This is a genomic window from Bradyrhizobium sp. USDA 4474, assembly GCF_054057515.1.
Genome location: NZ_JBSRZJ010000002.1, coordinates 6067328 through 6092489 on the forward strand (window position 1 = coordinate 6067328; position 25162 = coordinate 6092489).

Annotated in this window: 21 protein-coding genes and 3 pseudogenes; 11 read left to right on the forward strand and 13 right to left on the reverse strand. The window is 63.7% G+C overall.

Going from position 1 to position 25162, the window contains the following annotated elements:
* The first annotated feature begins 76 nt into the window (after positions 1–76).
* Entirely contained in the window at positions 77–937 is an 861-nt protein-coding gene (locus ACVW16_RS30060; RefSeq protein ID WP_456705224.1) for a DUF1259 domain-containing protein, read from the forward strand.
* Positions 938–993: 56 nt separating this feature from the next.
* Complete coding sequence (gene chrA / locus ACVW16_RS30065; protein ID WP_456702623.1) at positions 994–2178, forward strand: chromate efflux transporter; 1185 nt, start codon at positions 994–996, stop codon at positions 2176–2178.
* Between the two features lie 149 nt (positions 2179–2327).
* Here the strand turns inward: chrA and ACVW16_RS30070 are convergent, their stop codons facing one another.
* Positions 2328–2567: a DUF1127 domain-containing protein gene (locus tag ACVW16_RS30070; protein WP_456702624.1), complete on the reverse strand. Its 240-nt coding sequence runs from the start codon at positions 2565–2567 to the stop codon at positions 2328–2330.
* A 796-nt stretch (positions 2568–3363) separates the two neighbouring features.
* Between ACVW16_RS30070 and ACVW16_RS30075 the strand changes: the two genes are divergently transcribed.
* The 4 genes from ACVW16_RS30075 (at position 3364) to ACVW16_RS30090 (ending at position 5002) form a co-directional block, all read left to right on the forward strand.
* Entirely contained in the window at positions 3364–3603 is a 240-nt protein-coding gene (locus ACVW16_RS30075) for a hypothetical protein (RefSeq protein ID WP_456702625.1), read from the forward strand.
* A gap of 389 nt (positions 3604–3992) precedes the next feature.
* Positions 3993–4202 (forward strand): hypothetical protein, encoded by a 210-nt coding sequence (locus tag ACVW16_RS30080; protein WP_456734562.1) that lies wholly within the window; start codon positions 3993–3995, stop codon positions 4200–4202.
* A 15-nt stretch (positions 4203–4217) separates the two neighbouring features.
* On the forward strand, positions 4218–4382 hold the full coding sequence (locus ACVW16_RS30085; RefSeq protein WP_456734563.1) for a hypothetical protein: 165 nt from the start codon (positions 4218–4220) through the stop codon (positions 4380–4382).
* Between the two features lie 437 nt (positions 4383–4819).
* The gene (locus tag ACVW16_RS30090) at positions 4820–5002 is read left to right on the forward strand and encodes a hypothetical protein (protein ID WP_456702628.1); all 183 of its coding nucleotides are present in this window, start codon (positions 4820–4822) and stop codon (positions 5000–5002) included.
* Positions 5003–5014: 12 nt separating this feature from the next.
* Here ACVW16_RS30090 and ACVW16_RS30095 read toward each other — a convergent pair whose 3' ends face one another.
* The 6 genes and pseudogenes from ACVW16_RS30095 to ACVW16_RS30120 all read right to left on the reverse strand — a co-directional run bounded on the left by ACVW16_RS30095 (position 5015) and on the right by ACVW16_RS30120 (position 11475).
* Positions 5015–5170 carry a hypothetical protein gene (locus tag ACVW16_RS30095; RefSeq protein ID WP_456702629.1) on the reverse strand — a complete coding sequence of 52 codons (156 nt, stop codon included), beginning with the start codon at positions 5168–5170 and terminating at the stop codon, positions 5015–5017.
* Positions 5171–5340: 170 nt separating this feature from the next.
* Complete coding sequence (locus tag ACVW16_RS30100) at positions 5341–5604, reverse strand: hypothetical protein (protein ID WP_456702630.1); 264 nt, start codon at positions 5602–5604, stop codon at positions 5341–5343.
* A gap of 1060 nt (positions 5605–6664) precedes the next feature.
* A complete protein-coding gene (locus tag ACVW16_RS30105) occupies positions 6665–7432 on the reverse strand; it encodes a hypothetical protein (protein ID WP_456734564.1) in 768 nt (255 codons plus the stop codon).
* Between the two features lie 581 nt (positions 7433–8013).
* Complete coding sequence (locus ACVW16_RS30110) at positions 8014–8598, reverse strand: DUF1254 domain-containing protein (protein WP_456702632.1); 585 nt, start codon at positions 8596–8598, stop codon at positions 8014–8016.
* A complete protein-coding gene (locus ACVW16_RS30115; RefSeq protein ID WP_456702633.1) occupies positions 8595–9173 on the reverse strand; it encodes a DUF1214 domain-containing protein in 579 nt (192 codons plus the stop codon). Before ACVW16_RS30115 ends, ACVW16_RS30110 begins: the two co-directional genes overlap by 4 nt.
* A gap of 9 nt (positions 9174–9182) precedes the next feature.
* Positions 9183–11475 (reverse strand): annotated as a pseudogene (locus ACVW16_RS30120) (transglycosylase domain-containing protein).
* A 290-nt stretch (positions 11476–11765) separates the two neighbouring features.
* On the opposite strand from ACVW16_RS30120, the gene ACVW16_RS30125 reads away from it, so the two are divergent.
* Positions 11766–12281, forward strand: a complete 516-nt coding sequence (locus tag ACVW16_RS30125) for a YcgN family cysteine cluster protein (protein ID WP_456702635.1) — start codon at positions 11766–11768, stop codon at positions 12279–12281.
* Positions 12282–12299: 18 nt separating this feature from the next.
* Here ACVW16_RS30125 and ACVW16_RS30130 read toward each other — a convergent pair whose 3' ends face one another.
* Positions 12300–12602, reverse strand: a complete 303-nt coding sequence (locus tag ACVW16_RS30130) for a hypothetical protein (RefSeq protein ID WP_456802639.1) — start codon at positions 12600–12602, stop codon at positions 12300–12302.
* Here ACVW16_RS30130 and ACVW16_RS30135 point away from each other — a divergent pair.
* Positions 12493–14023, forward strand: a pseudogene (locus ACVW16_RS30135) (MDR family MFS transporter). The gene ACVW16_RS30130 and the pseudogene ACVW16_RS30135 sit on opposite strands and share 110 nt — an antisense overlap.
* 6 nt (positions 14024–14029) lie before the next feature.
* Here ACVW16_RS30135 and ACVW16_RS30140 read toward each other — a convergent pair.
* The 5 genes and pseudogenes from ACVW16_RS30140 to ACVW16_RS30160 all read right to left on the reverse strand — a co-directional run bounded on the left by ACVW16_RS30140 (position 14030) and on the right by ACVW16_RS30160 (position 22553).
* On the reverse strand, positions 14030–15706 hold the full coding sequence (locus tag ACVW16_RS30140; protein WP_456734566.1) for an alpha/beta hydrolase: 1677 nt from the start codon (positions 15704–15706) through the stop codon (positions 14030–14032).
* A 50-nt stretch (positions 15707–15756) separates the two neighbouring features.
* Complete coding sequence (locus ACVW16_RS30145) at positions 15757–19329, reverse strand: GAF domain-containing protein (RefSeq protein WP_456738495.1); 3573 nt, start codon at positions 19327–19329, stop codon at positions 15757–15759.
* Positions 19330–19424: 95 nt separating this feature from the next.
* Positions 19425–21071 (reverse strand): annotated as a pseudogene (locus ACVW16_RS30150) (thiamine pyrophosphate-requiring protein); the annotation flags it as partial.
* Positions 21072–21177: 106 nt separating this feature from the next.
* Positions 21178–21522, reverse strand: a complete 345-nt coding sequence (locus ACVW16_RS30155; protein ID WP_456734568.1) for a hypothetical protein — start codon at positions 21520–21522, stop codon at positions 21178–21180.
* 131 nt (positions 21523–21653) lie between these two features.
* Positions 21654–22553: a LysR family transcriptional regulator gene (locus tag ACVW16_RS30160; protein ID WP_456734569.1), complete on the reverse strand. Its 900-nt coding sequence runs from the start codon at positions 22551–22553 to the stop codon at positions 21654–21656.
* A gap of 99 nt (positions 22554–22652) precedes the next feature.
* Here ACVW16_RS30160 and ACVW16_RS30165 point away from each other — a divergent pair, with 99 nt between their 5' ends.
* The 3 genes from ACVW16_RS30165 to ACVW16_RS30175 all read left to right on the forward strand — a co-directional run bounded on the left by ACVW16_RS30165 (position 22653) and on the right by ACVW16_RS30175 (position 25136).
* Entirely contained in the window at positions 22653–23858 is a 1206-nt protein-coding gene (locus tag ACVW16_RS30165) for an arabinose transporter (protein WP_456734570.1), read from the forward strand.
* A 90-nt stretch (positions 23859–23948) separates the two neighbouring features.
* Complete coding sequence (locus tag ACVW16_RS30170) at positions 23949–24638, forward strand: carboxymuconolactone decarboxylase family protein (RefSeq protein WP_456734571.1); 690 nt, start codon at positions 23949–23951, stop codon at positions 24636–24638.
* 102 nt (positions 24639–24740) lie between these two features.
* Positions 24741–25136 (forward strand): (R)-mandelonitrile lyase, encoded by a 396-nt coding sequence (locus ACVW16_RS30175; protein ID WP_456738137.1) that lies wholly within the window; start codon positions 24741–24743, stop codon positions 25134–25136.
* Positions 25137–25162 lie beyond the last annotated feature (26 nt).

Consider the following 25162-nt stretch of genomic DNA (forward strand, 5'->3'; position numbering starts at 1 on the left):
CTCGTTTGCAGCTCTGCTCTTGGTGAGCGCCTGCGTCGCCATCCTCGGCGCGAATGGCCAGAAAATCGACCGGGATATGTTCGCGCCATTCGTTTCGACCGCCCATGCGGCGGATGGCGTCGATTGGCCAAAAATCGACGAGACGCTCGGCCGCAAGCCGGCCGTCTCCGACGATGTCCACCGCTACGGCTTTCCCCGCACGGACCTCTCTGTGACTTTGGACGGTGTGACGATCAAGCCGGCGCTGGCGCTCGGCGGCTGGGTGGCGTTCAAGCCCGCTCACGGCGGCGCCATGGTGATGGGCGACCTCGTTCTGCTGGAGACCGAGATCAACCCGGTAATGGCAAAGATGATCGCGAGCGGGCTCGAGATCACTGCTGTTCACAATCATCTGCTGCGCGCGAGCCCGGCAACCTTCTACATGCATATCGCCGGACATGGCGACCCCGTCAAGCTGGCCTCGGCGATCCACGATGCGCTCGCCGAAAGCAAGACCCCGCTCACCGTCGCAGCTCCGACGAGCCCGCCGCCACCTGTCGATCTCGACACCGCGAAGCTCGACCAGATCATCGGCGTCAAAGGTCTGGCGAATGGAGGCGTGTACCAGTTCAACGTGAAGCGGCGCGACCCGATCACGGAAGAGGGGATGCCGCTGACGCCTGTCGGTCCGATGGGCGTTGCGATCGGCATCAACTTTCAGCCGACCGGCGGCGGCAAGGCCGCGATCACCGGCGACTTCGTTCTGACGGGCGACGAGGTCAACCCGGTGATCCTGGCGTTGCGGACACACGGCATCGAGGTGACCGCACTCCATAGCCACATGCTGGACGAGCAGCCGCGCCTGTTCTTCATGCATTTCTGGGCGAACGACGACGCGGTCAAGCTCGCCGAAGGCTTGCGGGCGGCGCTCGACAGGACGGCCAGCACCAAGAGTTGAGGCAAAGGTCGCAAGACCGGGCGGTAGGCTGCATATTGCGGTAACGGGGACAAGTGATGACGACGACAACGACGGACATCGAGCGTGGAAACATGGGCGAACTGGTCCGCTATTTCCTGCGGCTGGGCTTTCTCGGGTTCGGCGGACCGGTCGCGTTGGTCGGCCAGATGGAACGTGAGCTCGTCGACGGCAAGAAGTGGCTCACCAAGGAGCAGATGCGCGAGACCATCGCCATTTGCCAGTCGCTGCCGGGGCCGCTCGCCATTCAAGTCGGCATCTTCATCGCCTATCTGCGCGGCGGCTTCTGGGGGGCGTGGGCCGGTGGTTGGTCCTTCATCCTGCCCAACTTCGTCATCGTCGCGGCCCTCGGCGCGCTCTATGTCCATCTCGGAGATCTCAAGGCGGTCACCGGAATCTTCTATGGCGTCAGCCCCGCCGTGATCGCCCTGATCCTGCATTCCTGCTATCGGCTCGCCAAGCTCGGCATGGAAGACTGGCTGCAATGGGCAATCGCCGCGGTCTGTCTCGCCGTGACCGTGATCCTGAAGGCTGAGGTCGCATTTCTGTTCATCGGGGCAGGGATCGTCGGGATTATCTATTACGGACACATCAAGCGCGCGCCGGTCGCACTCCAGCTTGCGGTGATCCCGGCGGCGGCGCCCGCGGCGATGCCGGCTGCGACGGGCTCGACGCTCGGCAAGTTGCTGCTGTTCTTCCTCAAGGCGGGCTCGCTGACTTTCGGCAGCGGTCTCGTGATCGTTCCGTTCCTCGAACAGGGGCTGGTGCAGCAATATGGCTGGCTCAACGAGCGCGAATTCCTGGTGGCCGTCGCGATCGGCATGATGAGTCCCGGGCCCGTCGTGATCACGGCGACCTTCGTCGGCTATCTGGTCGCAGGCTTCTGGGGCTCTCTCGTGTCCACGGTCGGCATCTTTCTTCCGTCCTTTCTGTTCGTCCTGATCGTGGCGCCCTTGCTGGCAAGGCATCGCAAGAATCCGAACGTGCAAGGTTTCGTGAAGGGCGCCTATGCGGCGGCGATCGGAACCATCCTGGGGGCGAGCTTCCTGCTCGGCAAGATCGCGATCGGCGACTGGCTGACCGCGCTGATCGGCATCGTGTCGCTCGCCGCGCTGTTCCGCTGGAAGATCAGCAATCCATTGTTGATCGCTGCCACGGCAGTCATCGGGCTAATCGCCTATCCGATCCTCCAGCCGGCGTGGGTGCTGACCGGCCTCAAATGAGGACGATGCACACGGTGAAATGGCTTGCGGCTGGGAATGTGCAGCCTACCCATGAGATGGACCTCCATCCAGTGTCAGTGCGCGGAGAGGAGCAGGCGCCGCTCCTGCAGCGGCCAGGTGCGGCGCCTGATCGACGGAATGGCCTGAGATCACCGATTGTCGCGCCAATCAGAGAACGAAGACCTCCGGGCCTCCGCAATCATCGTTCTCGTCACGCCAATGTCTGCGAGGAACCGATCGTCGAGATCGAGAAGCTCGTTGTATTGGCGCCGACGTTCTATTCCGTTCAAGATCGCGAGCGGGATCTTCCAGAGCCAGCTCAGATTTGGAGAAGAGCGATGGGCTGCGAGGGATGTGTCGGCCGCGCCGATGGCGCTATTGCAAGACATGTTTCACCTCCGGAGTGGAGCGAAACAACGCTTGGCTCGAAAGCTCGTCGGGCGGTTGTATGTGGCCCGAAGCCCATATTTATCATGCGTCACATTCGCGTACAAGCGATCCCCGCGATCTGCCGGTCGCGACCGGCTCGGCGCGGTCCAGCAGCGGCTTCTACTACATCTCTGCGCTGAAGCTGTTGCTGTGGCGACGAGCGTCGCCCAGCTCAGTAAAAGGCCCGGGCCGCTGACCCGTTCGGCCCCGAGTGTTTTTCATGAAGCTTTCGGCCTTGCCATAGTCGAAGGGATTGCCTCGCGAGGTCCGCACGAAAGAAGCTACGCGAGCCGGGCGAGATCATGGCCGGCGCATTGATCGCCGCCATCGCTGTGGCTGTTGCCTACAATCTATTCCTCGATCGCTTCATCGCCGGCGGCGCCGTCAAGTAGCTGCAGGAGTGAAGCGGTCACGGGACCCGGCGGCCGATCACCTTCTCGCCGGCTGTGGCGCCTCTGACGCGGCGCCCCATGGCCCAAGGTCCGGCATCCTTGGAGACTCCGGTCACCGCACCCGCAGGCGAGGAATTGAACGGGCTTGAATACCGTTGCCCACGGCCTCGCGGTTGTTCCAGATTTAACTTTCCGCGGCGACATCAAGCTTAACCCGCGTCTTTGATTGCACCGGGGTCACGAAAGGCTAACCTCTCCGCACCGGACATTGCCCTTGGTCCGGGTCCCAAGTGGCGAAGCCGTTGCGCCAATATACTCGGCGCGGCGGCTTCGTTTGATCGTAGGGCTTTTGCGCGAGCTTGATTTGAAAAAGCAGACGGACCATGAAACGCTCGATCTCATCGAGATGCGTCGGCAGCTCACAGCACTGCGCTCGCGACACTCGGACAATCTTCCAATTGTGTCGGTGTTGAACCGCTTCCTTGTGAAGGTCGCATTTCTGACCGAGCCGGCAGATCTCGCGCACGAGCAGTATCTCCGATCGGAATTCGAAAGAACCCTGACAAGGGTCCAAGAGATTTGTGCACGGACAAAACCCGACTGAGCCACTGCTGCGCAGGACGGCGCGGGCGGATGGCAACCGGTGCTGCCGGGCGAGTTCGATCAGGCGCTTGCGATTGTAATTGAAGAAAGGTGACGCAAAGGTTGCGACACCGTTCGCACCACGCGTAACAGCTGCAGGCCGACGCGCTTCGGGCCAGTTTCAGACTGGCGCGCCGCAGCGCCCAGCCCAATTGCAAACAGAGTCAGCGTGCGTGACCTGACCGCTATTTGTGCGCCTGTGATGTGAAATGCTTCACCGTGGTTTTGCAACTCGGTGCTAAACTCGGTCAGCGATGAGACTTGGAAGAGCGAATCGCGCCTTTGAAAATTTCGCGCCCGTATTGTCTGCAACATTGAATTGATCTGAGCTATTTTCGCGGAGGTCTTCCCATGGATTACCTTGGTGAGCATTCTGCACGCGTTTTCAGACAACCTGAACCTACCAACGAACAAGACAGGATCACCCATCACCGTTGGACGAGAGCGGTACTGGCCTTCTACGGCGGCCTGGTACTGATCGGGGCGACAATCATCGGTGTGCAAAGCCACAGCAGCACACCATCAATTGCCCTGGAACAACATGCCAAATTGAACCGCTAACGAGGGATTCAAGCCATGGCAATGTTCACAACAAGCACGTCGCCCCATTTCGACGAGCGGAGGGTCATCGCTGCCTACAGCGTGGCCCTTGTCCTGGTCGCGGTTGCTGCGCTCTGTTTTGCCGCAGCTGGTCCGGGCAATAACGAGGCGACCCTCGCATTGATGACGGCTTTGCCCTAGCCTGAGGTCTGAGATGCGGGGGTTTCTTATCCTCGTTGTCGTCTTCGCAGTTATGCTGGTCGCGCGAGGGCATGATTTCACGATGCTTCCGACTGGCCCTATGCCAGCGGTCAACGTGCCGTAGCGCAGCCGCATGGATGCTTGGCCAATAAAACGCCGCCCGCTTGAAATCTAGCGCAGGCGGCAACCTTTCCAGCCGCGGGTGGGTATGATGCAAACCTCAGCAAAGGTGGGCAAGAACCGGATTTACCTAGTCTTGGAATTTGGCACTACTTGATATCGCGTGAGCCCATACAGCCCACACGGACACAGGTGGATCACTCACGTCGCGCAGGGCAAGTTCCCCAAAGGACAATTGTTGAAGTGTGCAGCGCGATCGATACTGAATTCGAAATGGCTGGCGCGTGTCACTGTCCTGCAAGCAATGGGGCGAAACAATGCGGGCATTCAACGAGCAGCTTGAAGCGCTTCGTATCGAAGCCATCGAATGCGCATTGATCCGTGACTTATCCACCGACAGTAGGAAGCGCGAGTTCTTTGCCAAACTAGCAGATCACCTGACCCAATTAGCCGACGATGTAGAAGGCGCGATAGAGAAGAGTGAGCGCCAGCCTGCTTAGTCGTCCAGGTTGTCAGGTTTCTTCCGCACTTTTGTCCTGCTCGTTCCCAAGCCAGGTCGTTAAGGCGCTGGACGGAATGATTTGTTTGGGTGCATGCGGATTGAGGGTGCCCGCTGTCACTACCAGCCCCTGATCGAGCTTCTCTTTCGCAAACAGCTTGGCTTCCATTTCCGTTTCAAACGTTTTGGTCAGCCGTGGGTGTCTTGGCCTTGGCAAGATGCCGGTACTTTGTACCTCAAACGTCACGTACCAACTGTGTCGCATCGATTGCTCGACATGCAACGGGTCGCACAGCTGCCTTGCTGGGAAGTGCTGCGCACGTGACCCGCAACCCGGCATTACCGCCGCACTCCTACACGATTGACACCGCCGTTGGCATTGCCACCGACGTTATGACGGACCGCAGCGCGCGCCACCGGACGAGGTCTGAGCACGACACCTGCTCGCGCGACGCAGCCCGCCGGGTAGTCAACATACGTGCAGTAAACCACTGCCTGAGCCGGGGCCGAGCTGAGAGCGACACCAGCGAGGCCAAACATAGCGCTGACAGCAATCCCTGTCACTGTCATTGACCGAATCGAAAGATGGCTCCCTCGTTGCATTACAGTCGTCCTCACATCTTGAAGGTGGCGGCCGCCTGAATGCGGCTGAAACCCAATGTGAGAAGCATGAGAGGCAGCCAGGGCTCTTGATTTGAATCAAGGGGTTTTCAACGGCCTACATCAGGCTTTATGGGCCCTACCGGCGCGGGCAGTGCTGCAAAGCGCAATGGGGACGCCGTCTGCAATTCGAGATCGGAGGAACGGTGCAAGAGGCGCCGCCGTCGCGGGGTGTTCGGACGGTGTGCTGCGCCATGGCAGCGTGTGATGTCGACAACGACCGGAGGCAACGATGGCCGAGTCCGAAGGCATGGGCATTCCTGCGCGGTTGTGGATGCGCAGTTTCTGCTGGCGATTAAGAAATGGCGCAAGTGAAGGAGGCGTTGAACGCCTTAAGTGTTAGCATCGACCGGCTCGGCAGCGCCAACTTGGGGCAGTCCAGCAAGAGAGGCAGTCATGATTTCTCGACGAAAGCTTCTTTCTTCCTTGGGCTTGGCGACCACCTTAGCCGCGCTCCCGAGCGTGCTGATGGTACCCGACGCCGAGGCGCAGACCGCCGGCATGGAAAGGCGGCAAGATCGACGTGAGGGGCGCCACGAGCGCCGCGAAAATCGTCGTGACGCGCGCCAAGTGCGCCGCGAGGGTCGCCGTGACGCGCGCGAAGTGCGGCGAGGAGGCACACCCGGGACGGCAGACACAACTGCGACGGGAGTTACGACGGGAACAGCTAAGTAGCTGAGCCTGGTGTCCTGCCTAGCCATCATCCTGCTCACGGTCCTGCGCAGCCTCGATGAGTAGGTCGCCTGCGTGAAGGGAGTTGGTCTAAACGCGTGAGCGCACTTCCCTTTACCCAGCGGTCCGCGCGCTTCGCCGTGAACCTATCAACGCGGGCTCCGCACTGTCGTTGCCGACTTTGCGGCGCGTGAGAACAGCAGGCATCGCGCGACTCCCAAGCCAGCCAACCAGCAACGAAGATTTGACAGCGAACAGAAAGCTAGGTCCCCCAGACACGGAGGTCAGGGTTTTTGAGGTTTCAAACAATCATGCTTGTCAAATGTCGGGATTAGCGCTGAGACCATGGCCATACCGGTGGCTGCGGTTTGCTCGCCTGCGGTCGCGCCGCTGCTGACACCGGCTTGTGTGTCTGGGCGAGATTGGTCGGCCGCGGACGCGGCACTGGTGTTTCGGGCACTGCCTTCGGCTCTTCGGGACTGCCCTTCGGCTCCTCAGGGCTCATCTTCGGCTCCGAACTGGTGGCGATGATGAGGGCCAGCTGTTTCTGGCTTTCGTTAAGGCGCTCGGTAACCGCTTGGCTTTCGCGCTCTGCCTGTGTTTGGGAAGCCTTGATCTGCTCGACGACAATGTTGTTGCGCGCGATTTCCGCCTGGCTCTCCTTGAGCTGGCTCGCGACATTTTCATTGTCGCGGACCAGTTGTCCTTGCCTCATCTCGAGCTGTGCGACCGCTTGCCTCAAGGCAGCGAGATCGTGCTCCATCGGTTGAAGCTGCTGCGCGAAGTCGGGAGCCGGTGCGACCGGAGTCGCCGCGGGCTGTGTCAGGGGTACTGGGTCTGGGCGGGCCATGGTTTCGGTATGAGCCGAGGACGACCACCACCAGGCGGCGACACCGATGGATGCTGCCAACAGAGAACCGACGCAAGCCAGATAGCGCCAATCGGCCAATTCCTGAATCGTTGGCGGAGGGCTAAACGTCTTCATGCCGGTCGGCAGCTCCGAAGGATTGCCGCCGGCTTCGCGCGCCAGGTTCAGAAGTTGCTCTTCCAGGCTCGCAAACATTCCTTCCGAGAGTTTGTTGTCCAGCGTGGAATCCATTGGCTGCTCCGTATCAAACGCGCGGTATGACGATCTAACATTGAACGGGACGCAGATAGTCTTTGCAGGCTACGAACCTTCGCAGGGATTGGATCATGCAGCCTGCATGTCCCATCCTCGTTTTTTTGAGGGGCGCGTCCTTGAACTATTCCTGCGGGTTTAACCCAGCCGGCGCGGCAGAACTATGTTCACGGCGAGAGAACTACGAAATTACCAAGAAGGCCCGATGCGAAGCCGCCGCGCTTGGCGTCGATGGCATCTCAGATCTTGGGCGCTCCCCACCCGCGCACGCACGAGCTTCCCTGCAAAGCAGAGCGTCGAGAGCTATTTCCGGATTGTCGGACTGGCGACGGCTGATCGGGGCAAGCCGTGCTCCCACACGAAATCGCCCGCGACGGATTGCTCCACGCGGGCGATACGAATTTCCAATGGTGCCATTTTGCCGTTGTTTTGCCCGACGTGTCAAACCGTCCAGATCGCGGGCGCCGCGGCTCCGCCGCTAGTCGAGTGATTTCAACACGCCGCTACTGTGCATGGGGTTGTTTCCAGCTTTGTTCGAGGCCGCCTCGACTGCTCGCGCGTCAGCGCCGGCCGCGCGGCGTCTCGGCCTTCGCGGGCGCTTCGGTCTGCGGCGCGCAAGTGGCAGCGGCGAGCGTTGCCTGGGCCTGCGGCATCAGGCCGGGCTCGGCGGCGAGCGCCTTCATCAGGATCAGGCCTGTCGTCGTCGGGGAATCGATGATCAGACGGTCGGCCGCGGTGACCTCTTCGTCTTCGGGCAGCTCGTTGTGCTGCGCTTCCGTCATCAGGTCGAGCTCGATCACCTTCTTGCCGGCCGAGCGGTCGTTGATCGCGTAATAGGCGATCTCGTTGCGCGTGTAGAACGACACCGACGTATAAGCCTGACTCACCGGGACAGTGAGCTTGATCGGGCCGCCCGAAAGATCGTAGCGGCAGATCGCGAGTGCAAAGGCGGGATCCATGAACGGCATCGGCGAAGTCTGCGGATCGGCGAGCGGCAGCTGCGTCACGCCATTGAGCTTGGTCATCGGCGTCAGCCGCGAATAGGCGTCTTGCGTCGCGATCCGCGGCAGGGCGAGCACGCTGACGAGATGGACCACGAGGCCCAGAACCACGCCGGCGAGGATGGTGAACGCGAGGCGGATCATGAGCAGCCCACCGTCGCGATGGCAGGCATCGGCGCGTCGCGCTTGGTGCGGGTCGCGACACCGACGGGGGTGTCGTAGAGGCGGAACATCAGCGCATAGCGCTCGATGCCGCCGGTCGGCAGCCAGTTGCCGGCGCGCGAGCGCGCGGCGATGTGAATCTCGAACGAGCCGTCGGACTGGCGCACGATCTCCTGGCTGGTGAAGCCGTAGCGTTGCAGCGAGTTGGCGACGAGATGGCCTTTGCGGTCGTAGAGCGTCAGGGTCCAGAACCGCGCCGGCGGCGTCACGCCTGAGACGACGACGTCGCAGCGGCCGTCGAGCGCCTTCTTGTTGTCATCGGTGGTTGCGGTGAACGCGACGCCGTCACCGGTGCCGATCGGCAGCTCGCCGTTGCGCACGATGGTGGCGCGCGAATAGGGATCGACGTCGGCGGTGCCGGTGCGGGGGCGGGCGGTCCAGGCGCCGATAGTCAGCGCGCCGATCTCGGTGCCGCGCGTCGTCGTCATCCAGGTTGCACCAACGCCGACCACGGTCGCGAGCAGCAGGGCCGTCAATATGATCAGGATCAGCCGCACGGGATCAGATCAGTTCTTGCGCGGGGTGGATGAATTCGCGTTCTCCTCCGCCGCATAATTCTGCGGGAACGCGAGCGCGCTCGTCGACGACGCGGGCTTGGCCGGGCCGCTGTCGTCGGCCGCCGATTTGGTCGCGGTCCTGGCGGCGTCGTCGAGCATCTTCTCGACCCGCACCAGGACGTCGGCGCCGCGCTTGGTCAGCACCGGCGGCGGGCCGGGCTTGGTCTCCAGCACCTTCGGTGCCGCATTGGCCTGCGCGTTGGCAACCTGCTCGCGCGGCAGCTTCTGGCCCATGCCGACACCGGGAATTTCTCTGATCTCGACGCCCTGATGCGCGGCGACCATGATGTCGTGCCAGGTCTGCGCCGGGAGCGAGCCGCCGGTCATGCGGTTGGTCGGCGAATAGTCGTCATTGCCGTACCAGACCGCACAGGTGAAGTTGCCGGTGTAGCCGACGAACCAGGCGTCACGATACGCATTCGTCGTGCCCGTCTTGCCGGCGGTCGGAATGCCGTCCAGCGCGGCGCGGCGCGCGGTGCCTTCGCTGACGACGTGGCTCATCATGCCGGCCATGTCGGCGGCGATATTAGGCGGAATCGCCTGCTTCGGCTTTGGGCCGTCGCGGTCCCAGCGCCAGACCAGATCGCCTGCGCCGGTCCGTACTTCGAGGATCGAATGTGGCGTCACCGCCTTGCCGCGGTTCGGGAAGGTCGCATAGGCCACCGCATGCTCGAGCACGGTGACCTCGTCCGAACCGATCGGCAGCGACGGCGTATCGGGCAGCGGCGCCTTGAGGCCGAAACGGCGCGCGACCTCGACGATCTTGGCCCGGCCGATCTTGGCCGGGTTCGGCGCCTTGGGTTGTTCCTTCTGGCCGATCGCGATCGACAGCTTCACCGGCACGACGTTGATCGAGCGCGTGATCGCCTGCGTCAGCGTCACCGCACCGGAATAGGAATGGCCATACATTCTGCGGGCACCAATTGCCGATGCAGACAGGCCCGTCGACCACGACCGAGTTCGGCGTGAAGCCGTTGAGGAGCGCCGTGGTGTAGACGTAAGGCTTGAACGACGAACCGGGCTGGCGATAAGCGTCGACGGCGCGGTTGAACTGGCTGGCGCCGTAGTCGCGGCCGCCGACCATGGCGCGGATACCGCCGTCGAGGTCGGACACGACGGTCGCGGCCTGCGTCGCGTGATAGTCGCGGCCGAACTGGCGCAGCTGGTTCTCGATCGCGTCTTCCGCCGCCTTCTGCACGTTGGTGTCGATCGCCAGCCGAACCACGAACACGCGCTCGGTGTAGGATTTCGGGAAGGTGTCGACGAGCTTGCGCATCTCGTCGAAGGCGTAGTCGAGATAATAGTTCGGCGAGGCCTCGTCGCGGCGGTCGACCGCGAAGGCGGGGTTGCGGCGGGCGCCGAACACCTGGCCCTCGGTCATGAAGCCGGCATCGACGAGATTGTCGAGCACGACATTGGCGCGGGCGCGCGCGGCAGGCAGGTTGATGTGGGGCGCGTATTTGGTCGGCGCCTTGAACAGGCCGGCGAGCATCGCGGCCTCGGCCAGCGTCACGTCGCGCGCCGATTTGTTGAAGTAGAAATGCGCGGCGCCGTCGACGCCGAAGGTGCCGCCGCCCATATAGGCTCGGTCGAGATAGAGCTTGAGGATCTCGTTCTTGGTCAGGCGCCATTCCAGCCAGACCGCCAGGAAGGCCTCGTTGATCTTGCGCTCGATCGTGCGCTCGTTGCTGAGAAACAGGTTCTTGGCGAGCTGCTGGGTGATCGAGGAGCCGCCCTGGCGCACGCCGCCGGCTTGCGCGTTGGTGACGAGCGCGCGCGCGGTGCCGGCGATGTCGATGCCGAAATGCTCATAGAAGCGGCGGTCTTCGGTCGCCAGCGTCGCCTTGATCAGCACGTCGGGAAAATCTTCCAGCGGAATCGAGTCGTTGTGCTTGATGCCGCGGCTGCCGATCGGGTTGCCGTAGCGGTCGAGGAAGGTCACGGCGAGATCGGACTTCTTCAGCCAGTCCTCGTCCGCCGTCTCGCGGAAGGCGGGGATGGCGAGAATGAGCATGAGCACCATGCCGCCGAGGCCGATGGTCGCCGCTTCCGACAGCGGCTCGATGAAGACCCAGCGCTTCCACCGACCGACATAGAAGCGGTCCATGAACGTCGAGTAGCGCTCGTAGAGCTCGCGGATGCCCTTCGCCGAGGAGAACAGCGAGGAGTCGATACGCGCATCGAGGTCCAGGAAGAAGTTCCTGATGCGAGTCTTCCAGTTGGATGGTGTGTTCTGGACCACCTAGAACCCTTGAGGCTCGCTGTGAAAGCGTTCAAGCACCCGGCGGGGCGGCATCGAGACGTCTTGCGGGATTGTTGCGGCAAACCCAAGGCGCCCGTTTCGCGTCCGAGGGGACTTGCTGTTGTTCTAGCCGAGCGGGGCCTATAAACCAATGGTCAGGCTCGCAATTTTGAACAAACGGCTTAATTGAACCCCGGTTCATTACGGGCCTTTCGGGGACGTTCCTTGCAGCCTGGCGGCTACGCGCCCTAGATGGCCCGACCGTAGCTCTTTCGAACCGTAATAGGCGCATGACCGCAGCTCCCAAACGACCTTCAGACCAGGATGGATTCTTCTGGAAAACCAAGAAGATGGAGGACATGTCGACGGCCGAATGGGAGAGCCTGTGCGACGGCTGCGGCCGCTGCTGCCTGAACAAGCTCGAAGACGAGGATACCGGGGAGATCTATTTCACCGATGTCAGCTGCAAGATGCTCGATTCCTGCACGTCCGGCTGCAAGGACTACGCGAATCGCTTCGACCATGTTCCCGACTGCGTTGTCATGACGCCGGCGAGCGTCCGGGACCTGAAATGGCTGCCGCCGAGCTGCGGCTACAAGCTGGTCGCGGAAGGGCGCGATCTCTATTGGTGGCACCCGCTGATCTCGGGCGATCCCAATACGGTGCACGAGGCCGGCGTCTCCGTGCGCGGCCGGGTCGCCGGCACCGAGGTCGAGATCCCGGACGACGAACTGGAGCACTATCTGGTGCAATGGCCCGGGCAGCTGCCGAAACGGGCACGCCTGAAGCGACGCCCCAAGGACTGATCCGTCCGCTCTCGCAGATCAATTGTTCGGGATGACCGCGGTGCGGGATGCACCCATGCGCCGTGGTGCCTGCCCGAGAAGAACTTTGCTGTCTAGATTGCCGTCATAGGCCGATTCTTTCGCGGCTTTGCGCCGCAATACGCTCCATCTGACACGCCCCGAGATGAACCAGTTCACACGGCAGAGCAGCCAGTCTGCCGACATCCAGACGTTGCCCGACGATATCGCGGAGGAACTGACCCGCCTTCCGGCGGAGGTCACGAGCGTCCGCAACTCGCCGCCTCCGACGCTGTCATCGGATGAAGTCCGCACCATCGTCATCAGCCTGATGCTGACGATGTTCCTGGCTGCGCTCGACCTAGACCATCGTCGCCACGGCGCTGCCGACCATCGGACGCCAGTTCCAGGATGTCTCGAACCTGTCCTGGGTCATCACCGCCTATCTGCTCGCCTCGACCGCCGTCGCGCCGGTGTTCGGGACGCTGAGCGACATCTACGGCCGTAAGGCCATGATCATCGTCTCGTTGAGCCTGTTCATCGCCGGCTCGATCCTGTGCGCGGTCGCGCCGAGCATGCCGATGCTGATTCTTGCACGCGGTCTGCAGGGACTGGGTGGCGGCGGCATCATGCCTGTCGTGCAGACGGTGATCTCCGACGTCGTGAGCCCGCGCGAGCGTGGTCAGTATCAAGCCTATTTCTCCAGCGTCTGGATGGTCGGCGGCATCCTCGGCCCCGTCATCGGCGGCGTGTTCGCCGAGCATCTGCACTGGTCGATGATCTTCTGGATCAATTTGCCGCTTGCAGCCGCAGCGCTCGCGTTGTTGCTGCCGAAGATGAAGAAGATCCCGGTGTTCCACCGCAAGCGCAAGGTCGACTGGCTCGGCGGCGTGCTGCTGATGGCTTCTGCCGTGGTCTTCATGCTGGTGTTGACCTGGGGTGGCACGCGCTATCCCTGGCTCTCGCCGACCGTGCTGTCGATGGTGGGCGGCGCAATCGCGCTGGCGCTCACCTTCGTCTGGCATGCGCGCCGGGCCGACGAGCCGTTCCTGCCCCTGCCGCTGCTCTCGGGATCGGTCGCGCCGTTCGCGCTGACTGCCGGCGGCTGCGGCCTCGGCGCGATCACCGGCCTCACCGTGCAGCTGCCGCTCTATTACGAGTCGGTCTATCACCTCAGCGCCAGCGAGGCGGGGCTTGCGCTGATTCCGCTTGCCGCGGTCTCGACCTGCGGTGCGGCGATCGCGGGCCGCACCATGGCGCGGGCCAAGCACTACAAGCGCGTCGCCATCATCGGCACCTCCTGGGCTGCCATCTGCGCCTTAGGCCTGACCGTCACCACGCTGCCGCTGTGGGGATTGCTGACGCTGATGGCCGCGTTCGCGCTCGGTCTCGGCACGACCTTCCCGGTCTGCGTGGTCTCGCTGCAGAATTCGGTGGCCCGTCCGCAGGTCGGTACCATCACCGGCGCGATGAACTTCTTCCGCTCGCTGATGTCCTCGTTCACGGTCGCAGCGTTCGCCGCAATCCTGCTGATTGCGCTCGGCGCCGACATTCCGCTGGCCGGCGAGCATCACGCCGCCGGCAGCATCCCTGCGATCCCCACTGAAGACATGCGCCGTGCCTTCCGCTACGTCTTCGCGGCCGCGACCGCGCTGATGACGACAGCCTCGCTCTGCCTGATCATGATGGAGGAGCGGCCGCTGGCCGGTCCCACCACGACGCATGCCGTCGAGATGGCGGAGTAGGCGGCGCTAGCCGCCCCGGTTGGAGTAGGCGTCTTCGTCGGCATTGCCCGCGGCGCCTTTCCGCGCCTCCGCTGCAAGATGGCTCTTCAGCCGCGCCAGCGCCTCAGCGGACCAGTCATGGACATCGGTGACAGCGACCCAGGCATCGACGTAGTGCTCGGGCGCATAGACATGGCCATAGCCCAGCGGTGTGCCGTTCGCGACCGCCATGTCGAGCGCGAGCTGCAGCATCGTCACGATCGGATACCATCGCAATTCCGGCGACACGTCGGGCCCGCGCGGCGTCGACATCCAGGCCGGCGCCTGGAACGCGTCGCCGTAGTCAAAGAACGTGATCGCGTCGCTGGCATATTGCAGATAGACCACGCGCATCGGCCCCCAGGGCGCATTTGCGGGCACTAGCGGCCCATTCTGGTTCATGAAGCGGACCAAGCGGCCGTCGCGGAACTCCGGCAGCCACGCCAGCGAGCCCGGATTGCGGTTCGCAACGATCGAGCGCCAGATGCGGCTCGCGAACGGCGGCCCGCTCCAAAGCGCGCCTGCAATGGGATCGCCGATCGTCTCGAACAGCTCTGCGGATTTTTCCGAGTTGAGGGCGCCCAGACTCAGCCCATGCAGATACAGCTTCGGCCGCATCTCCCTGGGTAGCGTGGTCCAGTAGCCGTAGATCTCTGCAAACAGGGCCCGCGCCGCTTCCGCGCCGTATTCGGGCTGAAACAGCAGTGACAATGGGCTGTTGAGATAGGAGTACTGGACTGCGACGCTCGCGACGTCTCCATGATGGAGATATTCCACCGAATCCATCGCGGCCGGATCGATCCAGCCGGTGCCGGTCGGCGTGACGACGATCAGGGTCGAGCGCTCAAAACCGTGCTGCCGCTTGAGCTCGTCGAGCGCAAGCCTCGCGCGCGCCTGCGCCGTGCCGGCGCCGGCGAGGCCGACATAGACGCGGACAGGTTCCTGCGCACTCTGTCCGGTAACGGCGCTAATCTCGGCTCGGGTCGGGCCGGAGGCAATGAACCGGCGACCCATGCGCCCGAGCTCCGTCCACTTCACCAGCGATGCCGCGCTGCCCGTCTTCCCGGGGCTGGTCGGTTGCGGCCGCTCGGGCTCGAACAGGCCGTCGAATTCGCGAAAGGACGAATCGAGCGCGCGAAACGCCATGCCGATCAGGAGATTGTTGGCGATCGACCAGAACAGCAGGCCTGCCATCACGACGCCGAGGACATTGGCGACCTTGCGCGGAATGATGCGCTTCGCGCCGACGGTGAGGAACCGCGAGGCGAGCACGAACAGCCGGCCCAGCGCCAGCAGCACCACGAAAGTGATCAGGGCGATGGCAGAAATCTTGAGCGGATGGGCGGTCTCGACCGGTGGCATCTTCATGACGGCGCGGATCGAGTTCTGCCATCCGGCGGCCCGCCATAGATAGACGATGACGACGATCACGCAGCCGGCCGCGACCAGCGCATTTGCGCTGGATCTCAGCTGCGCCGAGGGCTCGGGCAGTTCGAGATAGTGCCACAGCCAGCGCCAGAGATTTCCGGCGAGGTAGCCGATCGCAAAACAAGCGCCGGCGAGGGCGCCTTGCGTGAGATAGCTCCGCGGGATCAGGGTCGGCGTCAGCGCGGCGGCGAAGAACAGGGCGCCGAGCACCAGTCCGACGCCGGACAGCGACTGCATTTGCCGCCGGATCAGCCAAACCGGTTTCTGGAAGGCTCCTGGCGACAACGCTAGCCCCTGTTGTTGTCTGAAAACCCACTCTTCCGCGGCAGCCGAATCGTAAACTCCGTGAACACGCCGGGCTCCGTCGCGACCTCGATGGCGCCGCCATGCTGCTTCACCACGATGTCGTGGCTCATCGACAGCCCGAGACCGGTGCCTTCGCCGGCCGGTTTGGTGGTGAAGAAGGGATTGAACATCTTCGCCTTCACCTCATCGGGAATGCCGGTACCGTTGTCGCGGATACGGATCTCGATGCTGTCGCCGCGGTCGCGCGTCGTGGCGGTCACGACCGGCTCGAAAGCGCCGGCATCGCCTTCGGCCCGGCGTTTTGCCAGTGCGTAAAACCCGTTCGAGACCAGGTTCAGCAACACCCGCGTGATCTCCTGCGGGAACACTTCGGCGACGCCTGCTGCCGGATCGAGGTCGCGCTTCACCGTGACGTCGAAATGCGGCTGCTCGGCACGGGCACCGTGATAGGCAAGGTCGAGGCTCTCCTCGACCAGCGCGTTGATGTCGGCCGCCCGGTGTTCGCCACTGCCTTCGCGCGAATGCAGCAGCATGTTCTTGACGATGGAATCGGCGCGCTTGCCGTGCTGCACGACCTTTTGCAAATTGTCCTTCAGCATCCCCGTCAACTCGTCGACATCGTTGCGGACATCGTCGCCGAGCGGAACGGGCGCAAGCACCTCGTTCAGCTCGTCCGTCAACTCGGCGGAGAGCGCCGCGAAATTATTGACGAAGTTGAGCGGGTTCTTGATCTCGTGTGCGATGCCGGCGGTGAGCTGGCCGAGTGAGGCCAGCTTCTCGGTCTGGATCAGCCGGTCCTGCGCCGCCCGCAGATCGTCGAGCGATCTGGCGAGCTCCTGCGTGCGGGCCTGCACTTCGTCGAAGAGGCGCACATTCTCGATCGCGATGACGGCCTGGTCGGCGAAGCTGGTAACGAGCTCGATCTGCTTTTCGCTGAACGGCCGGATTGCGCGACGTGCGAGAACAATTGCACCTACCGTGCTGCCTTCGCGCAGCAAGGGCACACCGAGGAAGCTACGCGGATTGCCGCTCAATTCCTGGCCTTCAAAGAAGTACTCGGGGTCTTCGAGCACGTCGGTGACATGGACCACCTTGTCGCCGAGCAAAGTCCGCCCCGTGATGGTGCGCCTGTCCGGCCTGACCGGGAGATCTCTTACATATTCGACGAATTCGGCTGGGAAGCCGTAGGAGCCCGCCCGGAAATAGCTGCTGCCGGACTTGCGGGTAATCGCCGCCATATCGGCTTCGCATAGTCGCGCCGCCGATTCGACCAGCGTATCGAGCACGGCCTGCAGGTCGAACGCCGAGCGGCTGATAACCTTGAGCACCTCGGCTGTCGCCGTTTGCTGTTGCAGCGACTCGGTCAGATTTTCGGTGCGCTGACGCAATTCGCCGAGCAGTCGCGCGTTCTCGATGGCGATCACGGCTTGCGCCGCGAACTGGTTCAGCAAGGTGATCTGCTTCCGGGAGAAGGGCCGGTTCTCCTGCCGGAAGATCATGACGTTGCCCACTACGCGCTCGTCCTGGAGCAACGGCACCGCGAGCAGGCTGCGCGCGCCGCCGAGATCGACCAACGCCCGCCGGTTCGGCTCTCCGCTGCGATAGACGTCCGATTCCAGGAGGTCGATCATTTCGACGAACGGTTCGCCCCTCAACAGGCGCGCCGGTGCGGTGGCCGGACCATAGTTGAGAGGCGCCTTGCGCCGGAATTCATCGTAGGCGGGAGGCAAGCCGTAAGTGGCGGCTGTGTGGAACTGCGTGCCGTCATAGGTATTGAGCACGCCGAAACTGGCGCCGCAGAGCTGCATTGCCTTGCCGAGCATCGCCTCGAACACGGGCCTGAGATCGCCATTCGACCGGCTGATGACGCTGAGCACCTCCGATGTCGCGGTCTGTTGCTCCAGGGATTCGGTAAGCTCCCGCGTGCGGTCCTGGACTTCGTTGAACAGCCGTGTGTTCTCGATCGCGATCACGGCCTGGTCGGCAAAGGTCTTGAGCAGACTGATCGCCTTGTCAGGGAAAGAGCCGGCCTCGCGCCGCGTCACGCCGATGGTGCCGATCGCAACGCCGTCGCGCAGCATCGGGACGACGAGGATGCTGCGGTAGCCGCGGGTCCGCGCCAGCTCCCGCATGGCCTCGGTCAGGTCTGGCTCGTTCTGCATGTCGCTGCGGAAGGCGTACTCACCGCTGGTTGCGACGCGGCTGTGAATGCCTGACGAGGCCAGCGGCGCCGGGAACGTGCTCAGCAGCTCCGCATTGCCCGCTTCGTTGTCGGTGGTGAAGGCCGCCAGATGCAGCATGCCGCCGATGACGCGGGTGACGGTGGAGGAATGTCCGCCGACCAGCGCCTTGGCGCTGTCCGAGATCGCCTGGAACACCGGCGTGACGTCGGCCGGCGAGGCGGCAATCACCTTGAGGATGTCGGCGGTCGCGGTCTGCCGTTCCAGTGCCTCCCTGGTGGCGTTGAACAGGCTGACATTCTTGACCGCGATCACCGCCTGGTCGGCAAAGGTCTGCAGCAGCCGTACATGATGCTCGGGGAATGCGCCGGTCGTGCGCCGCGTCGCGATGATGACGCCTCTGGCTTCACCTTCGCTCATCAGCGGCGTGAACAGCATGCTGCGAAAGCCACGGGCGCGCGCGATGTCGCGGGTGGCCGGTTCGAGCTCGGTGTCGGGTACTTGCGCCGAGTCACCGTTGGCCGTGAGCTCGTAGGCGGGAAACTGCGCGAACGGCACCGGGAACGAGGCCTGCAGCACACGGTCGCCCTCGGGATCGACGGGCGTGAACGCCGCCAGGTGCGCTGCGCCATCGATGTAGCGCAGCACGGCGGTGGAGAAGCCGTCGATCAGCCTGTTGGCATTGGCCGCGATGGCATCGAACACCGGCTGCACGTCGGATGGTGAAGCCGCCATCACCTTCAGGATGTCGGCCGTCGCGGTCTGGCGCTCGAGCGTCTCGCGCGTCGCGTTGAACAGGCGCGCATTCTCGATCGCGATCACGGCCTGGTCGGCAAAGGTCTGCAACAACTGCACCTGATCGGGCGCGAATGCGCCTGTTACGGCACGTGTGACGCTGATCATGCCGACCGCCGTGCCGCGGTTCATCAGCGGCATGAACAGCACGCTGCGAAAGCCGCGCAGTCGCGCCAGGTCACGGTTCAGCTCGGGGACGTCAGCGGCCTCGCTGTCCGGAAACTGGATCGTTTCGCCGCCGCGGACCAGTGCGAAGGTTGGAAAATCCTCGATCCGGCGCGGGAACGACGCCTTCAACCCTTCGTCGCCTTCCGGGCTGGTCGGCGTGAACGCCACCAGATGCAGCTCGTCGCCGATGAATTGGAGCACGGTCGCGGAGAAGCCGCCGAGCAGGCGCTTTGAGCTCGACGCGATCGCCGCGAATACGGGCCGCGCGTCCGACGGGGAGGCCGCGATGGTGCGCAATATCTCGGCGGTGGCACTCTGGCGATCGCGCAGCCGCGCGTTCTCGGCTGCGGCCGACAGCAATTGCCGCTTGAGCTCGTCGATCCCGGCAGCATCGTTGGAAGGGGAGGTCATTCGCATTCCGGCTGAATGCCGCGGCAGGCGCGGCACGGGGCCGGATTATCACATCTCCTGCGGCGCGTGCCAGCGCCTGCGGCACTGCGGCTGGTTCAGGTGCCCGGCCGCGACACCTCGGTCTCCTTGCTGGTGATGAACTCCAGCAGCACCGGCACGCCTTCCCTCGTTTTCTGGATGCCGCGCTTGATCGCGGGGATGATGTCCTCCGGGTTTGTCACCCGCTCGCCATGGCCGCCGAAGGCGCGCGCCATCGCGGCGTAGTCGCCGGAAATGTCGGTCGAGCGGTACTTTTCGGTCGAGATCGGCATCACTTTCAATTCGATCGCCATGGAAAAATTGTTGAGCAGGATCGACATGATCGGGATGCGCTCGCGCACCGCGGTCTCGAAATCCATGCCGGTGAAGCCGATCGCCGCATCGCCCCAGACATTGATGCAGAGCTTGTCGGGCTTGGCCAGTTTTGCGCCCATCGCGAGGCCAAGGCCGTAGCCAAGCTGCGTCGTCTTGCCCCACCCGAGATAGGAGAGGGGTGTGACCGCTTTCCAGAACGGCGAGAGCTGGTCGCGCGGGCTGCCGGCATCATGGGTGATGATGGTGTTCTCGACGTCGACGGTGTGTTGCAAGTCCCAGAGGACGCGATAGGGGTTGAGCGGTGCATCGTTGCTGGTGAGTTTCGGCATCCACTTCGCCAGCCACTCCTTGTGCGAGGCCGCGATCTCGGCCGCGATCGCCGAAGCATCGCGATCGGCGGTCACGGTCTTGCTGATCTCCTTCAGCAGCGCATCGAGCACGAGACCGGCGTCGCCGACGAGACCGATCTTCGCTTCCACATCCTTGTTGAGATGATTCGGATCGAGCGTGGAGTGGATGATGGTCTTGCCCTTCGGCATCGCGATGCCGAAGCTGGTCTCGGTGAAGGAGCAGCCGATGCCGAAGATGACATCGGCTTCAGTGAGGAACTTCGGCACCGCGCGGGGCACCGCAAGGCCCCCCGAGCCGAGCGAGAGCGGATGCGTCTCTGGAAACGATGATTTGCCGCCGAGGCTGGTGGTGACGGGGATGGCGAGCCGCTCCGCAAGTCGCTTCAGCTGCGGCCACGCCTGCGCGTAATGCACGCCCTGGCCGGCATAGATCACGGGGCGCTCGGCGTTGATGAGCAGGTGCGCGGCTTCTGTCACATGGACGGGGTCGGCACCGTAGCGCGTGCGCAGCACCGGCGTGTAGTTCAGCGGTTCCGGCACCTCCTCGTTCCACATGTCGGCAGGGATTTCGACGATCACAGGACCGCCACGGCCGTTCTTCAACTTGGTGAAGGCGCGTCGAAAGATGCTGGCGACCTCCGCCGCCAGGATGATCGGCTCGGACGATTTCGAGAACGGCCTCATCGCTTCGCTGGAATTGAAGTTCGGCTCGATATGCGCGAGCCGGCGCTGATAGCCCATCGGCAGCACCAGCACGGGCACGGATTCGCCAAAGCATTGCGCGACGCCGCCCATCGCGTTCTCCGCGCCAGGGCCGTGCTGCATGCAGAACGCACCGATCGTGCGCCCCGAGGTCACGCGTGAGATCGCATCCGCCATGTGCAATCCGACGCGCTCCTGCCGCACCATCACGGGCCTGATCTCGGCCTTTGCCGCGTGCTCGATCAGATGATTGACGGGGTAACCACAGAGGATCTCGATCCCCTCTCGCCGCATGATTTCCGCAATGGCGGTGCCGAGCTTCATGGCGTCTCTCTCCTGATGTGGCCGGTTGGTCCGGCTGTTGGGAAGAGAGGATCAGGAAATAGGGGAAGGGTAAAGCGTGAGCAAGTGACCGCCAGCTATGCAGCGAGCCGCCGGCCCGCTATTTGCAGTTCTTGCAAATCGTCAGCTTGCGCTTCAACGCCTCGTCTTCCTGATCGACCAGCGTCTGCGCGTCGAGGCCGGTGTCTCTTGCTGCGCGCGGCCTCGCAGGAGGCGTCAGCCGGCTCGGTGCGTCATTTTCGTCGGTACCGGCGTTGAAACCGTCATAGTCGGCGGCCGGATTTGGCAATGCCGCCAGCCCGCCGGTCACAGCTGGCGAAGGCTCTTTGCCGGACGCGGCCAGCTTGGCGTTTTTGGCGCTCGCATGCGGCGGTGCATTGGGCGCCGCCAGCGAAACGGGCGGCGCGGTCGAACTCTGTCCTCGCGCGCGGTCCTGGGACCCCACGCCAACCACCATGAGGCTAAGAGCCAGGAGCGCCACGCGTCTCATCCGCATCCTTCGAGCAGTTCCGGTCCAACGATTGGCAGCAGAATATCAGGCCTCGCATGGCCGTCAAAGTTGACGGAAATGGGTCGCTATCTCCGTCGGTATCGAAGCGCATCGACAAGCAGCGAGAAGGCCGGCGAGGGCTGGCGGCGGCTCGGATAGTAAAGGTGATATCCGGAGAACGGCGGGCACCAATCGGAGAGCACGCGAACCAGCTGTCCGCGGGACAGGTAAGGCTGCACGTTTCCCTCGGTGAGATAGGCAAGGCCGAGCCCCTTCAGCGCGCCGTCCAGCAGCAGGCCCGCGCTGTTGAACACGAGTTGCCCTTCCACGCGCACGTTGAGCTCACGGCCATTCTTTTCGAACTCCCACGCATAAAGGCTGCCGCCGTGGGTAGGCAGGCGAAGGTTGAGGCAGTTGTGCTGGGTCAGGTCCTGGGGAATTTTGGGCTTCTTGCGCGCCGCAAAATAGGATGGCGAGCCGACGACCGCCATGCGCAGGTCGGGACTGACGCGGACCGCGATCATGTCCTTGGCGACAAGCTCACCCGGACGGATGCCGGCATCGACCTGCTGCGCGACGATGTTGGCGAGCCCGTAGTCGACGATGATCTCGACATGAATGTCAGGGTATTTCGGCAAAACCTTCCCGAGCGCCGGCAACAGGATCTCGCGCGCGGCATATTCCGTGGCCGTCAGCCTGACAGTTCCGGCCGGCTTCTCGCGGAATTCGCCGAGCGCGGCGAGATCCCGATCCATCTCGTTGAACTTGGGGCCGATGCTCTGGAATAGCCGCTCACCGGCCTGGGTCGGCGTCACGCTTCGCGTCGTTCTGTTCAGGAGGCGCACGCCCAGCCGCTCCTCGAGATTGCGGATGATCTGGCTGAGCGCGGATTGTGTCATGCCGAGCTTCGCTGCCGCCCGCGTGAAGCTGTGTTCCCGTGCCACGGCGAGGAAGGCGAGTAGATCGCTCGCGTCGTCCCGGTGCATTGATTAGCTGTCCTAATGACTACATGCGAAATCTATCACCTAATCACGGGTGCGCGGAAGTCTTAGGTTCGGAGCGGTCATCAGGAGCTCTGAATCGGCATGTCAATCACGGCCATCCAGCCCGTCGCGTCGTCTCGCGTCACCGTGACGTTGCTGCCGATCATGGCGGTGGTGTTCGCCGCCTTCCTCGTCATCGGCGTCGCGATGCCCGTGCTGCCCGTTCACGTCCATGACGGATTGGGGCTTGGCACGTTCGTGGTCGGTCTGGTCGCCGGCAGCCAGTTCGCGGCGTCCCTTGTCTCGCGGCCTTGGGCCGGTCATTTCTCCGATCGCCGGGGTGCGAAGCGCGGTGTGATCGCGGGCCTCATTGCGGCTGCGGCTTCGGGGCTGCTGTACTTGCTGTCGCTCGAGTTCACCGGGGCGCCGCTGACCTCCGTTGCGATTCTGCTGCTCGGGCGTGGTGTGCTGGGTGCGGCGGAAAGCTTCATCATCACGGCGGCGGTCAGCTGGGGACTTGCAAGGGTCGATACGGGCAATACCGGCAAGGTCATAGCCTGGGTCGGCTCGGCCATGTTCGCCGCGTTCGCGATCGGCGCGCCGGCGGGCTCGGCGCTCTACGCCGCCTACGGCTTTTCCGCGATCGCGGTTGCCACCGCGATCGCGCCGCTCCTTGCTCTGTTGCTTGTCGTGCCGCTTCCAGCTGCCGCTCCGATGCAGCAGGCGCGTTCTTCATTCGCCAAGGTGCTCGGCTCGGTGTGGGTGCCGGGCCTCGGCTGCGCTCTCGGCAGCGTCGGCTTTGGCGCGGTGACGACGTTCGTCGCGCTGCTGTTCGCGAGCCGGGGATGGGCCAACGGATGGCTTGCCTACACCGCCTATGCGGTCGCCTTCATCCTGGCGCGGGTATTTTTCAGTCATCTGGCCGATCGGATCGGCGGCGCTAGGGTCGCGCTTGTGTGCGCTTTGGTCGAAGCCGCCGGACAAGCTCTCATCTGGGTGGCTGTCCGACCTGAAATGGCGCTGGCGGGCGCCGCGCTCACCGGCTTCGGCTTCTCACTGGTCTACCCAGGCTTCGGTGTCGAGGCGGTGCACCGCGTTCCGGCACAGAGCCGGGGCCTCGCCATGGGCGCCTACACCGCCTTTCTCGATCTCGCCCAGGGGCTCGCCAGCCCGGCGCTTGGATTGATCGCGACAAGCGCGAGGCTGAACGTCCTGTTTCTCGCCAGCGCGGTCACCGTGCTCTGCGCCGCGCTGGTGGCGGGGTGGCTGTCGGCACATCCGTTCAGGATGGAAGGACGTCCGCAATGAGAGCGTTCATAACTGCATTGTTGTCGGTCTGGCTGGCTGCCGGCAGCCCGGGCGACGCTGAGCAAGAGAAATGTCGGAGGAGAAAATTCCATGTTGAAGTCGGAAGACATCCGCGCCGTGGCGCCCGCGCTTGAAAAATATGCACATGATTTCGTTCTCGGTGAACTCTGGAAGCGGTCCGGCCTTTCGCCGCGCGACCGCAGCATCGTGACGCTCGCGGCGCTGATCGCGCGCGACCAGAGGGCAGAGCTGCCATTCTATCTCGGTGCCGCGCTCGACAACGGCGTGACGCCCGCCGAGATCTCCGAGATCATCACGCATCTGGCGTTCTACACCGGCTGGGCGAACGCGATGGAGGCTATTCCGGCGGCGAGGGACGTCTTTGCCACACGCCACATCGGCGCGGATCAACTTCCGCCGGCGTCCGGGCCCCGGCTTCCGCTCGATGAGGCCGCGGAGAACCAGCGCGCCAGCCGCGTCGGGGAGCAATTCGGCGACATCACGCCGAGTCTCGTTCAATACACGGCCGATGTCCTGTTCCGCGATCTCTGGCTGCGACCGGGGCTTGTGCCGCGGGACCGAAGCCTCGTCACGGTCAGCGCGCTCGTCGCGACGGGGCAGGTCGCCCAGATCACCTACCATTTGAACCGGGCGATGGATAACGGATTGACCCGCGAGCAAGCCGGCGAGCTGCTGGGCCACCTCGCCTTCTATGCTGGCTGGCCCAACGCATTCTCTGCCGCTCCTGTGGTCAGGGACGTGATCGAAAAGCGGCGGTGATCACCCGCAGAGGCGTGCTGATCTGCGGCAACGCAGCCGTGTTGATCGATGATGGCCGTTGGAGGCGCAGTCGTTGGTCGTTCAAAGGGGGGTAGCATGGATATCGATATCAAGAGAAACGGCGCCCGGCCCTCGCAGAAGGGCCCGCCGGACTGGTTTACGGGCACCGTTCGGATCGACCCGCTATTCCAGGCCCCGGATCCCGCGCGCGTCGGTGCGGGCGAGGTCACGTTCGAGCCCGGCGCGCGTACGGCCTGGCACACGCATCCGCTCGGGCAGACGCTGGTCATCACGGCCGGGCTCGGCTGGGTGCAACGCGCGGGCGGCGCGGTCGAGGAGGTCCGTCCCGGCGATGTGGTCTGGTTTCCGCCAGGGCTGAAGCACTGGCACGGCGCCTGCGCGACGAGGGCGATGACGCACATCGCGATCCAGGAATCCCTTGATGGCAAGAACGTCGACTGGATGGAAAAGGTCAGCGACGAGCAATATCGGAAGTGAGCTCGCGCACGCGCGCTGCGTCACAA

Bases quoted from the DNA above. Each gene is read 5' to 3' on its own strand.
- ACVW16_RS30060 (WP_456705224.1), top strand. From the start codon at position 77: ATGTTCGCGCCATTCGTTTCGACCGCCCATGCGGCGGATGGCGTCGAT.
- chrA (WP_456702623.1), top strand. From the start codon at position 994: ATGACGACGACAACGACGGACATCGAGCGTGGAAACATGGGCGAACTG.
- ACVW16_RS30070 (WP_456702624.1), bottom strand. From the start codon at position 2,567: ATGTCTTGCAATAGCGCCATCGGCGCGGCCGACACATCCCTCGCAGCC.
- ACVW16_RS30080 (WP_456734562.1), top strand. From the start codon at position 3,993: ATGGATTACCTTGGTGAGCATTCTGCACGCGTTTTCAGACAACCTGAA.
- ACVW16_RS30085 (WP_456734563.1), top strand. From the start codon at position 4,218: ATGGCAATGTTCACAACAAGCACGTCGCCCCATTTCGACGAGCGGAGG.
- ACVW16_RS30090 (WP_456702628.1), top strand. From the start codon at position 4,820: ATGCGGGCATTCAACGAGCAGCTTGAAGCGCTTCGTATCGAAGCCATC.
- ACVW16_RS30095 (WP_456702629.1), bottom strand. From the start codon at position 5,170: ATGGAAGCCAAGCTGTTTGCGAAAGAGAAGCTCGATCAGGGGCTGGTA.
- ACVW16_RS30100 (WP_456702630.1), bottom strand. From the start codon at position 5,604: ATGCAACGAGGGAGCCATCTTTCGATTCGGTCAATGACAGTGACAGGG.
- ACVW16_RS30105 (WP_456734564.1), bottom strand. From the start codon at position 7,432: ATGGATTCCACGCTGGACAACAAACTCTCGGAAGGAATGTTTGCGAGC.
- ACVW16_RS30110 (WP_456702632.1), bottom strand. From the start codon at position 8,598: ATGATCCGCCTCGCGTTCACCATCCTCGCCGGCGTGGTTCTGGGCCTC.
- ACVW16_RS30125 (WP_456702635.1), top strand. From the start codon at position 11,766: ATGACCGCAGCTCCCAAACGACCTTCAGACCAGGATGGATTCTTCTGG.
- ACVW16_RS30130 (WP_456802639.1), bottom strand. From the start codon at position 12,602: ATGACGATGGTGCGGACTTCATCCGATGACAGCGTCGGAGGCGGCGAG.
- ACVW16_RS30140 (WP_456734566.1), bottom strand. From the start codon at position 15,706: ATGCAGTCGCTGTCCGGCGTCGGACTGGTGCTCGGCGCCCTGTTCTTC.
- ACVW16_RS30145 (WP_456738495.1), bottom strand. From the start codon at position 19,329: ATGACCTCCCCTTCCAACGATGCTGCCGGGATCGACGAGCTCAAGCGG.
- ACVW16_RS30160 (WP_456734569.1), bottom strand. From the start codon at position 22,553: ATGCACCGGGACGACGCGAGCGATCTACTCGCCTTCCTCGCCGTGGCA.
- ACVW16_RS30165 (WP_456734570.1), top strand. From the start codon at position 22,653: ATGTCAATCACGGCCATCCAGCCCGTCGCGTCGTCTCGCGTCACCGTG.
- ACVW16_RS30170 (WP_456734571.1), top strand. From the start codon at position 23,949: ATGTTGAAGTCGGAAGACATCCGCGCCGTGGCGCCCGCGCTTGAAAAA.